Here is a 1569-nt window from a genome sequence, read left to right as displayed (position 1 = left end):
ACGTGCACGTGGTTTCTTCGGCTGTCCCGCCGTCTCGTGCGCCGCGCTGCGGGGGCACCCCGCTACGTCCCCTCCGGCCGGTTGGGCGCACAAAGCGGAGTGGGGGTGTGCGCTCCGTGTACGGGGGCCCAAGCGGTGCCGCGATGCGTGCGCGAGTGGTCGCCCGCGCTTGCCCGCCCCTTCGGGGCGGGGGTAGGGGGTTGTCTCGTGCGCCGCGCTGCAGGGGCACCCCGCCACGTCCCCTCGGGCCGGTTGGGGCGCACAAAGCGGGGCGGGGGGTTACGCGCTCCCTGCGCGCGGGGTGCCAGCGGTGGCGCGATCCGAGCCGTCCGCGTTCCGCCGCCCCTTCGGGGCGGGGCCGGTTCGCGACACTGCGCGAAAGCGAACTTCTACAGTGTTGTAGATTCATTTCCACCGCGTGTCGACGAACGAGAAGGAGACGCCATGGCCCTGTGGGACCGTGTCAAGGAATCCGCCCAGGCGATGCAGTCGCAGCTCGAAGCGAAGAAGAACGAGCTCAAGAGCGGCGCCTTCCGGGACGCGAGCATGGCGATGTGCGCCCTGGTCGCGGCGGCCGACGGCACGATCGATGCCTCGGAGCGCCAGCGGGTCGCCACCCTGATCGCCACCAATGACGTCCTGCGGAACTTCGCCGCCGACGATCTGCGCCGGCGGTTCGACGACTGCCTCGACCGGCTCGCCGCCGACTTCGAATTCGGCAAGGTGGCCCTCCTCCAGGAAGTCGCCAAGGCGAAGAAGAAGCCCGCCGAGGCCCGTGCGGTGATCCAGATCGGCATCGTCATCGGCGGCGCCGACGGCGACTTCGACAAGACCGAGCAGGGCGTCGTCAGGGAGGCGTGCTTCGCACTCGGCCTCGCCCCGCACGAGTTCGACCTCTGATCCCGCGCCCGTCGCACCGGAAGGGACGTCATGCTGAGAAACGCGCTGGAACCCTGGCATCTGGTCGTGGTGATCGCGGTGCTGGCCCTGCTCTTCGGCTCACAGAAGCTGCCGGACGCGGCCCGAGCGATCGGTAAGTCCCTACGGATTCTCAAGAGCGAGACGCGCGCGTTGAAGGAGGAGTCCGCGCCACCGGCCGCGGATCGCGGCCACGCCTGAGCCGACCACGCGGGGCCCCCGCCCGCCCCGAAGGGGCGGGCAAGCGCGGGCGACCACTCACGCACGCATCGCGGCACCACCGGCACCCCCGTGCACGGAGCGCGTAACCCCCCACCTCGCTTTGTGCGCCCATGCCACCGAAGGGGACGTAGCGGGGTGCCCCCGCAGCGCGGCGCACCTCCCCCCTCCCCGCCCCAAAGGGGCGGGCAAACACCGCTGATCACTCGCGCAAGGATCGCGGCACCACTTGCACCCCCGTGCACATAGCGCACACCCCCACTCCGCTTTGTGCGCCCCCGCCACCGGAGGGGACGTAGCGGGGTGCCCCCGCAGCGCGGCGCACGAGACGGCGAGAAAGCCAAAGAAACAACGTGCACGTGCGCCGCCGAGGAGGTACCCCGGTGCGGCACCGACCCCCGCACCTCGGGGCGCGCAAACACCACCCCACCC

2 protein-coding genes are annotated in these 1569 nt (G+C 71.3%); both read left to right on the top strand.

Features of this window, described 5'->3' with window-relative positions:
• The first annotated feature begins 444 nt into the window (after window positions 1-444).
• Complete coding sequence (locus tag ACSNOD_RS31010) at window positions 445-900, top strand: tellurite resistance TerB family protein (RefSeq protein WP_436770408.1); 456 nt, start codon at window positions 445-447, stop codon at window positions 898-900.
• Window positions 901-930: 30 nt separating this feature from the next.
• On the top strand, window positions 931-1119 hold the full coding sequence (gene tatA / locus ACSNOD_RS31005) for a Sec-independent protein translocase subunit TatA (protein ID WP_436770407.1): 189 nt from the start codon (window positions 931-933) through the stop codon (window positions 1117-1119).
• Window positions 1120-1569 lie beyond the last annotated feature (450 nt).

Origin of the sequence: Streptomyces sp. URMC 123, from assembly GCF_051386515.1 — a bacterium.
Lineage (GTDB): Bacteria > Actinomycetota > Actinomycetes > Streptomycetales > Streptomycetaceae > Streptomyces.
Note: the sequence above shows the minus strand (reverse complement) of the source record. Positions and strands in the feature narration are given on the sequence as shown.